4 protein-coding genes and 1 pseudogene are annotated in these 8,790 nt (G+C 71.8%); 4 read left to right on the plus strand and 1 reads right to left on the minus strand.

Annotated features, from left to right (window positions below):
- Positions 1 to 919: pseudogene (locus AC1DUQ_RS12085) on the plus strand (DUF5107 domain-containing protein); the annotation flags it as partial.
- A 159-nt stretch (positions 920 to 1,078) separates the two neighbouring features.
- Positions 1,079 to 2,014: an aldose 1-epimerase family protein gene (locus AC1DUQ_RS12090; protein WP_477062090.1), complete on the plus strand. Its 936-nt coding sequence runs from the start codon at positions 1,079 to 1,081 to the stop codon at positions 2,012 to 2,014.
- A 30-nt stretch (positions 2,015 to 2,044) separates the two neighbouring features.
- On the opposite strand, the gene AC1DUQ_RS12095 is transcribed toward AC1DUQ_RS12090, so the two are convergent.
- Positions 2,045 to 4,423, minus strand: a complete 2,379-nt coding sequence (locus AC1DUQ_RS12095; RefSeq protein WP_477073864.1) for a beta-galactosidase — start codon at positions 4,421 to 4,423, stop codon at positions 2,045 to 2,047.
- A 433-nt stretch (positions 4,424 to 4,856) separates the two neighbouring features.
- On the opposite strand from AC1DUQ_RS12095, the gene AC1DUQ_RS12100 reads away from it, so the two are divergent.
- Both AC1DUQ_RS12100 and AC1DUQ_RS12105 read left to right on the plus strand, forming a co-directional pair.
- Positions 4,857 to 8,042 (plus strand): [FeFe] hydrogenase, group A, encoded by a 3,186-nt coding sequence (locus tag AC1DUQ_RS12100; RefSeq protein WP_477062092.1) that lies wholly within the window; start codon positions 4,857 to 4,859, stop codon positions 8,040 to 8,042.
- 4 nt (positions 8,043 to 8,046) lie between these two features.
- Positions 8,047 to 8,790, plus strand: a 744-nt coding sequence (locus tag AC1DUQ_RS12105; RefSeq protein WP_477073865.1) for a substrate-binding domain-containing protein, incomplete at its 3' end; no start/stop codon positions are given.

Genomic DNA, 8,790 nt, shown 5'->3' on the forward strand with positions numbered 1-8,790 from the left:
GTTCAACGTCGCGGCCGACCCCGACTCCGCGTCGGAGCTCTACGAGCGGGCGCTGGCCGTCGCCCCCGGCGACCCCCGCCTCGTCTACGAGCGCGACCAGCTGGCGAAGCGCTCGGGCGTCACGCCCGAGGAGCGCCTCGCGGCGCTCGCCGGCGAGCGTGCCGCCGTGGACGCCCGCGACGACCTGAGCGTCGAGCTCGCTCAGCTGTACACCGCGACCGGCGCGGCCGAGGTCGCTCTCGAGCTCCTCCTGGCCCGGTGGTTCCAACCGTGGGAGGGCGGCGAGGGGCAGGTGCTCTCCGCATGGGACGAGGCGCTGCTGGCCCTCGCACGCCGGTCGCTCGAGGAGGGCGACGGCGCGGTCGCGCTCGAGCACGTGCGCGCCGCGCTCGAGCCCGTCGCGAACCTCGGCGAGGCCCGGCACCCGTTGACCAACAGCGCGCAGCTCCACCTCATGCTCGGTGACGCGCTCGCAGCGACGGGCGACGACGCCGGTGCGCGCGCCGCATGGTCCAGCGCAGCCAGCTCGACGGGCGACTTCCAGAGCATGGCGCCCGTCGCGCTCTCCGAGATGACCTACTACGCCGTGCTCGCGATGCGCCGCCTCGGCGACGAAGGCCCTGCCGACTCGCTCGTCGAGGAGCTTGCCGAGCACGCGGCTGCCCTGCGTTCGGCGCCCGCGACGGTCGACTACTTCGCCACCTCGCTGCCGACGCTCCTCCTGTTCCAGGACGACCTGCAAGCGGCCGGCACGACGACGGCGATGCTCCTYGAGGCCCAGGTCGCTGCGCTGCGTGGAGACCACGTGACCGCCGCTGCGCGCGTCGACGAGGTCCTGGTCCGCGAGCCCAGCCGGCTGCGCGCCCTCGACCTGCGGCGCGAGCTGTCCGGGCTCCTGGACTCCGAGCCCGGCCGATGATGCCGAGCCGCGGGTCCCGCGCGGTCGACCGAGGCGGTGGCGGTCACCACACCTATACAGTTCCGCACCCCGCACGTCGAGAACCACCCGACACCCTCAGAGAGAAGCGATGACGATCCAGCAGGTCCGCAACGGCGAGCGACGGGTCGGGCTACCCAAGTGATCGACGCCCGGGGGGCCGAGCGGACCGGACGGCTGGTCCGCCTGGCCTCGCCGGGTGGGCGGACCCACGCCACGGTCGACCTGCGCGGAGGCGGTCTGCACAGCCTGACGCTCGACGGAGAGCCGCTCGTCCACACCTACGACGCCGCGGGATCCGCGCCGTACTGCTCCGGTGCGCTGTTGTTCCCGTGGCCCAACCGGGTGCGCGGCGGGCACTGGTCGCACGACGGCACCGAGCACCAGCTCGAGGTCGACGAGCCGGAGCTGGGACATGCCAACCACGGCTTCGTCCGGGAGGCCATGTTCCGCATCACGTCGATGAGCCCGGAGAGCGTCACGGTGTCGACCGTGGTCGAGCCGCGGCCCGGCTACCCGTTCCAGGTCGGCCTCGACACGACCTACACCGCCGAGGCCACAGGGCTCCGCGTGGACCACACGGTGCACAACCTGTCGGCCGGACCGGCACCGGTGGCACTCGGCGCCCACCCGTACGTCCGCGTCGGCACGGCACCCCTCGACGCTCTGCAGCTCACGGTCCACGCTGCGCGCCACCTGCCCGTCGACGCCACGCTGATCCCGGTGCGGGACGAACAGGTCGACGGCGACGTCGATCTGCGGGCGGGTCGGGGCCTGGCGGGCAGGGAGGTCAACACCTGCTATCACGGCCTCAGCCCCGAGGGGCACGCGTACCGACACAGGCTGGCAGCTGCCGACGGGCGCGCGGTCGAGGTGTGGACGGACATGTCGTTCGCCTATGTGCAGATCTACGTCACGGATCAGTTCCCGGACCCCGACCAGGGCCGGACCCGTGCCATCGCGGTCGAGCCGATGACGGCGGCGCCCGACGCGCTCAACTCCGGACTCGGCCTGCGCTGGCTCGCCCCCGACGAGACGTGGGATCTCAGCTGGGGGCTGCAGTCGCTGGGTTGGTAGTCCGTCCGCCGGCTCTCGGCTCCAGGTGGATCAGGTGTCGAGCAGCTCCAGCTCGACGCGCTGGACGCGCAGCACGTCGACCGCCTGCACCACGATGCCGTCCTCGACGCCGCGGACGGAGGGGTCCACCCAGACACCGGCCTCGTGCCGCCACGGGAACAGCTGCAGCGTGAGCCCGTCGGCGGAGACGTCCGAGCGATGGGGAGTGAGGTCGACGTCCCAGACCCGTCCGTGCCAGAAGTGGTCGCTGACGACCTCGTCGCCGATCACTGCCCGCCCCACGTCGCCGGTCCACGTCACGCGCAGGAGCGCCCTGTCGGCACCCTCCAGGAGATGTGCAGGGACGTCGAGGTGGACCCGGGCCGCGCCGTCGAAGTCGGTCGGCGCGCTCAGCCGGTGCATGGGTCCGCCGCGCACCGGGTCGGGCACGTCGGCGGCGACGGGTCGAAGCCCTCCCGCGATCCGATGGGTCCCAGCGGACGGGATCTCGACCGGCCAGCGCGACCATGGGCCGTCCGCGACCGGTGCGCCCGACGCGCCTCGCAGGCCGGCCGGCGCGGGCAGCACGGCGACCGAGGCGACGTCCTGGCTCGTGCGCAGGACCAGCGACCCCTCCAGCGCCGTGGCCGGGACGTCGCAGAGCACGAGCCGTTCCCTCCCACCCAGCTCCAGCCGGTAGAGCTGGTTGGCGGTGACCTCGTCGAGCACGAGGATCCGGACCCCCGGCAGCTCCACCACGGTCGACGGACCGGGTGCCTGCGTCAGGTCGACGACGGTCGCGCCGTCGATAGCCCGCGCCGCCCCAGCGCCCCCGACCGGGACGTGCCCTTCGAGGACGAGCTCGACCGGGAGACCGTCCGTGGCGGCCAGCACGACCAGGTCGGCGTCGACCAGCGCGATGCGGGTGACCAGCTGCGCGGTCGCGCTGCGCAGCACCACGTCGTCGGTGAGCGGGTACCGCAGCGGCCACACCACGCTGACGCCTGCCGGCAGATCGACCGGGTGCGAGGGCATCCGGACGACGGCACCGTCGTCCAGCTCGACCTCCACCTGGACGGCCGTCTGGGCGGCGATCGGGTGGTGGCTCGGCTGGTAGGTGCTGAGGAAGACGTACCCGCGGTGCCCGTCGGAACGGACCGACCAGCGCAGCTCCTCGGGGTCCTCGCTGCCGCCCCCGACGGTCGTGGTCATCGCCGCCAGCGCCGCCCCCTCGGTCGCGAGCCACAGGTGCTGGCGTCGCAGGAGGTGGTGGTGCGGTCGGATCTGACCGTGCTCGCCGATCGGCGCGTGGAAGTCGTACGTGCGGGAGGGGACGTCGTTCGGGTAGCCGGTCACGTGGGACTCCTGCTGCGTCCCGCCAGGCCCGGTGCGCTGCGTCCCGCCGGCGTACATGTAGTAGCCCTGCCAGATCGAGCCGCTGCCGATCTTCGCCAGGGAGAGCGCGGCGACGTCCTGCGGCTCCACCAGCGGCCGGCGGTGATAGGCGACGTGCATGCCGCCGCCCAGCTCGCAGGTCGCGAACGGCAGGGCGTCGTCGTCCTTGAGTACGACGGCGCCCGGGTCCACGGCGATGCCGTCGAGCGCCTCGCGCAGGTCCGCACCGACGCTCAGGTCGTCGCGCACCGGGCTGTAGCGGAAGTGGAACGCTGCGAAGGCCGGCCACCCGGTCGTCGCCTCCTCCCAGAACCCATCCGCGTACGCGCCGTACAGCGGGAGCAGCGAGTCGGGGACCTGCGCACCGCCCCAGCCGGTGGCGGTCCAGAGGGGTACCCGCAGACCGAGGTCCTCCGCGATGGTGCGCAGCCGAGCGAGGTGCTGCGGCTGGTCGTAGAGCTCGTTGTCCATCTGGGCGCCGACGACCGGTCCGCCCTCCGCATGGGTGAGGTCGGCGATCTGGGCGACGATCTGCGCGTAGAACCGCTCGACGAGCTCGAGGTACGCGGGATCGTTCGTCCTGGTCGCTGTCCCGCGGTCGAGGAGCCAGTCGGGGAAGCCGCCGTGGCGCGCCTCGCCGTGGGCCCACGGACCCATCCTCACGACGACCTGCAGCCCGTGGCTGCCGGCAAGCTCGACGAACGCCCGCAGGTCGAGGTTGCCGGTCCAGCTGAACTCCCCGGGCTGCGGCTCGTGCGCCTGCCAGAGCACGTAGGTGGCCACGGAGTCGAGCCCTCCGGCTCGCGCGTGACCGAGGACCTCCGACCAGCGCTCGCGGGGGATGCGGGAGTAGTGGATCTCGCCCGTGACGGGGATCCAGGGACGGCCACCGCGTTCGATCGAGCGGCTCGTGACCTCGACGCGGTCCGGCGTGCCCTCCGGCTCCCCCAGGGGCAGGTGGTCCCGACGAGGTTCCGCCGGGAGCGGCACACGGATCCGCGGGAGGGTCCGGGAGGGATCGACCTGCGCGTGCATCTGTCTCCTTCGAGCAGAACACCCCGCGCCGGGGTGCTGGACGTGTCTGGGGGCTCGGTGCGCCGAGGCGGCAACGGTGCCGCCCGTCCGCGGCGAGACGTGCTCGATGGAGCCGCGATGCGAGGCTATGCCGCGCGGCGGCGCACCCGCGATGGTGGTTTCGACGGACTCACATGGATGAACCGCCAACGGCCCATCGTCCGCGCTGTCGTCCGCGCCGCGCACGCGGCTGCCGGGGCCCGTTGGCTCGCCCGCGGACAACACGGCCGGGTCCCCACTCCACCGGCCCTCACCTGGGCAGAAGGTCCCGGGGTGGGCGCGCGCCGCGGACCTAATGTGCGCCCTGTATCCATCGTCGACGACGACCGATGGACCACGTGCCAGCGTCGGCACCCGCCCTCGTTGCACCGAGTCACACCCCCGGAGGGCTGGCGTGCGCGAGATCTCAGACCGCGACCGAGTGACCGTCACGGTGAACGACCGCGAGATCGAGGTCCTCGACGGCCTGACGATCCTGCAAGCGCTGACGAACGAGGGGATCGACGTCCCGTCCCTCTGCCACGACATCCGGCTCAAGCGGTCGAACGGCAGCTGTGGCCTGTGCGTCGTCGAGCTCGGGACGGACACCCCGAGGGACGTGAAGGCGTGCCTCACCCCCATCACCGCCGGCATGGTGATCACCACGCACTCGCCGCGCCTCGATGCCTACCGCAAGGTGCGGCTCGAGCAGCTGCTGTGCGACCACAACGCCGACTGCGTGGCGCCCTGCGTCGTCGCCTGTCCGGGCAACATCGACATCCAGACGTACCTGAGCCACGTGGCGGACGGCAACTACGAGGCCGCCATCCGCGTCATCCGGGACCGGAACCCCTTCCCGTCGGTGTGCGGCCGTGTGTGCCCCCACCCGTGCGAGTCGGAGTGCCGGCGCAACCTCACCGACGAGCCGGTCGCCATCAACGCCGTCAAGCGGTTCGCGTCCGACTGGGACATGGCCCGCGAGACGCCGTGGATCCCGCGGGTCGCCGAGCCCACCGGCAAGCGGATCGCGGTCGTCGGTGCCGGTCCCTCCGGCCTGTCCGCCGCCTACTACAGCGCCCTCGACGGTCACGCGGTGACGGTCTTCGAGAAGCAGGACCACGCCGGCGGCATGACGCGCTACGGCATCCCCGAGTACCGGTTGCCCAAGTCGACGCTCGACCAGGAGATCGGCGTCATGCAAGCCATGGGTGTGCAGATCCTCACGGGCCAGGCGCTCGGCACCCACCATCGGCTGGAGGACCTGCAACGCGACTTCGACGCGGTCTACCTCGCGATCGGCTCCTGGCGCGCGTCGCCGCTGCGGGTCGACGGCGAGACCCTCGACGGCGTCTGGCTCGGCATCCACTACCTCGAGCAGGTCACCAAGGGCGTCGAGGTCCCGCTGGGCGACGACGTCGTGATCCTGGGGGGCGGCAACACCGCGATCGACTGCGCCCGCACCGCCCTGCGTCAGGGGGCCAAGACGGTCAGGCTCGTCTACCGCCGCACCCGCGAGGAGATGCCGGCCGAGCCGTTCGAGGTCGAGGAGGCTGTGCACGAGGGCATCGAGATGGTGTTCCTCACCGCACCGACGAGGATCAGCGCGGGCGACGAGGGCCTGCAGCTGCACTGCCTGACGATGGAGCTCGGCGAGCCCGACCGTTCCGGCCGTCGGCGTCCGGTGGCCGTCGAGGGCAGCGACTTCGTCATCGAGGCCGACACCATCATCGGGGCCATCGGTCAGAGCACCGACACCGGCTTCCTGTTCAACGACCTGCCGGTCCGGCTGAACGAGTGGGGCGACGTCGACATCGACGGCCACACGATGCAGACGAGCGAGGGGAAGATCTTCTCCGGCGGCGACTGCGTCACGGGTCCGGCGACCGTCATCCAGGCCGTGGCGGCAGGGCGACGTGCAGCCCTCGCGATGGACGAGTTCGTCACCCGCGGCTCCGTGCGCCCCAGCCAGGAGGACTACACCTGCAGCCGCGGGTCGCTCGAGGACCTGCCTCGCGCGGAGTTCGAGGACCTCCCCCGGCTCGCCCGCGCCACCATGCCCTCGCTCGTGCCCTCGCAGCGGACCAGCAGCTTCGTGGAGGTCGAGCAGGGTCTGACCGAGGAGCAGGCCCAGGCCGAGGCCGCGCGCTGCCTGAGCTGCGGCTGCGGCACGCAGAACGCCTGCTCGCTGCGCCAGGAGGCCAGCGCCCATCAGGTCGTGTTCGCCACGCCGTTGCACGTGCGCCCGTACGTCCCGCTCACCCAGGACCACCCCTTCATCGTCCGCGACGACAACAAGTGCATCTCGTGCGGGCTGTGTGTCGCCGCCTGCTCCGAGATCGAGGGACCGGGCGTCCTGGCCTTCCAGTTCCACGAGGGCCGGCTGACCGTCGGCACCCACAACGGCCAGCCCCTCGGACTGACGGACTGCGTGTCGTGCGGCCAGTGCGTCCGGGCCTGCCCGTGCGGCGCGCTGGACTACGTGCGCGAGCGTGGCGACGTGTTCACGGCCATCAACGACCCGAAGAAGGTCGTCGTCGGCTTCGTCGCCCCGGCGGTCCGCACCGTGGTCGCCGAGCACTTCGGCCTGCCGTTCGACGAGGCGTCCGCCTTCATCGCCGGTGTGATGCGCAGGATCGGGTTCGACAAGGTCTTCGACTTCACCTTCGCCGCGGACCTGACGATCATGGAGGAGACCACGGAGTTCCTGGGCCGGGTCGAGTCCGGTGGCGTGATGCCGCACTTCACGTCGTGCTGCCCCGGCTGGGTCAACCTCGTCGAGCGCCGCTTCCCCGACCTGATCCCCCACCTGTCCAGCTGCAAGTCCCCGCAGCAGATGATGGGCGCGACGGTGAAGAACCACTTCGCCCAGCAGGCCGGCATCAGCCTCGACGAGCTGTACGTGGTGTCGATCGTGCCGTGCCTGGCCAAGAAGTACGAGGCTGCCCGCCCGGAGTTCGCGCCGGAGGGCGTTCGCGACGTCGACGCCGTGCTCACGACCACCGAGTTCCTCGAGATGGTCGAGATGCTGCGCCTCGAGCCGGCCGACATCACCCCGGCGGAGTTCGACGAGCCGTACAGGCGGGTCACGGGCGCCGGCATCCTGTTCGGCGCCTCCGGCGGGGTGGCGGAGGCCACGCTGCGGATGGCCGTCGAGAAGCTCACGGGCGAGCCGCTGCTCGACAAGCTCGACTTCGAGGCGGTCCGCGGGTTCGAGGGCATCAAGGAGACGACCGTGACCGGCGGCGGTGTGACCGTGCGCGTCGCGGTGGTCTCCGGCCTGAACAACATCGAGCCTCTCGCCCGGCGCATCGCCGCAGGTGAGGACGTGGGCTATGACCTCATCGAGGTCATGGCGTGCCCGGGTGGCTGCATCAACGGTGCCGGGCACCCGGTTCCCGGCAGGGCCGGCGAGATGGCGGCCCGGCAGAAGGTGCTGGTCAACATCGACCGCACCTCGAGCCTGCGCAAGTCCCACGAGAACCCGGACGTCCTGCGGCTGTACGACGAGTTCTACGGAGAACCCAACTCCGAGGCCGCCCACCACCTCCTGCACACCAGCTACGCCCCGTTCCGGGACGCGGCTGTCCCGACCGAGAGATGATCCTATGAAGCGAATGACAGGCGTCGCGGCCGCGGTGCTGTTCACGAGCGCGCTGCTCGCCGGCTGCGGCGGCACCGCACCCGCGGCCGCTCCCCCGGCCTCCCCCGCCGCTTCTCCCTCGACTTCTCCTGCGGCTGAGCCGACCACCATCCGCATCGCGTCGCTCAAGGGCCCCACGACGATGGGCCTGGTCCACCTGATGGACGAGGCGGAGGCGGGCGCGGGCGCCGAGGACTACCAGGTGACCATGTACGGCACGCCGGACGAGGTCGTGCCGCTGGTCGTGCAGGGCGCGGTCGACGTCGCCCTGCTCCCGTCCAACCTCGCGGCGGTCCTGTACAACAAGACGCTCGACGACGCCGACGCCCAGATCCAGGTCGCCGCGATCTCCACCCTCGGGGTCCTGGACATCCTCGAGGCCGGTGACACGGTGCACAGCATCGCCGACCTGGCCGGCAGGACCGTCATCGCCTCCGGCAAGGGTGCCTCGCCGCAGTACGTGCTGGAGCACCTGCTGACCAGCAACGGCCTGGACCCGGCGACCGACCTCACGATCGAGTACCGCAGCGAGCACACCGAGGTCGCCGCCCTGCTGGCGACGACGCCGGGCGCGATCGCCCTGCTGCCCCAGCCCTTCGCGACCGTCGTGACGGCGAAGGACCCGGGCATCCGCACCGCGCTCGACCTCACGGACGAGTGGGCCAAGGTCAGCCCGGACTCCGAGCTGGTCACCGGTGTCGTCGTGGTC

The organism is Cellulomonas sp. P4_B5_2, from assembly GCF_056402235.1.